Genomic DNA, 549 nt, shown 5'->3' on the forward strand with positions numbered 1-549 from the left:
GAACTCCTCCGGATACGGAGACCTACGTCCCACCAGGACACCCTTCCTCGGACCCACAAGATCCATTGTCAGAGTGTCCACACCCCAGGGGTCACCTCACCCCCCGGATCTTGGACAGCTTGATACTGGGACGGTTGGTCCCGGAGGAAGCAGTCCTGATCATGAGTGGCAAGAGCGGTAAGCGGTGCACGGAAGGATGCGGTGGAGCTGGTCCTCTCGACCGGGCGGACCCGGGCCGGGGTCGCGCGGGAGCTCGGCGTGGGTGCGGAGGGCCTGCGCTCGTGGGTCAAGCAGGCGAAGGCTGACCGGGGCCAGGGGCCGGCAGGAGCGCTGGCCAACGGTGAACGGGAAGAGCTGCGGCGGGTCTGCCGGGAGCTGGCCGAGGTGAAGAGGGCGGACGGGATCCTGGTAGAAGCCGCGGCCTTCTTCGCCAAGGAGATCGTGGAGTAGGCGCCGTGTGCCGCTTCATCGGCGCGGAGAAGGCATGCGCCGACAATCCTGTCGGCTACCCCGTCGCGCTGCTGTGCCGGGTGCTCGGCCTGCCTCGGT

At 67.9% G+C, this 549-nt stretch carries 1 protein-coding gene; it reads left to right on the forward strand.

Annotated elements, in window-relative coordinates; all coding sequences use genetic code 11:
- Positions 1-201: 201 nt before the first annotated feature.
- On the forward strand, positions 202-450 hold the full coding sequence (locus tag IF89_RS0135910) for a transposase (protein WP_158718163.1): 249 nt from the start codon (positions 202-204) through the stop codon (positions 448-450).
- Positions 451-549 lie beyond the last annotated feature (99 nt).

Source organism: Streptomyces sp. NRRL F-2664, from assembly GCF_000719345.1.
In the GTDB taxonomy this organism is placed as follows: domain Bacteria; phylum Actinomycetota; class Actinomycetes; order Streptomycetales; family Streptomycetaceae; genus Streptomyces.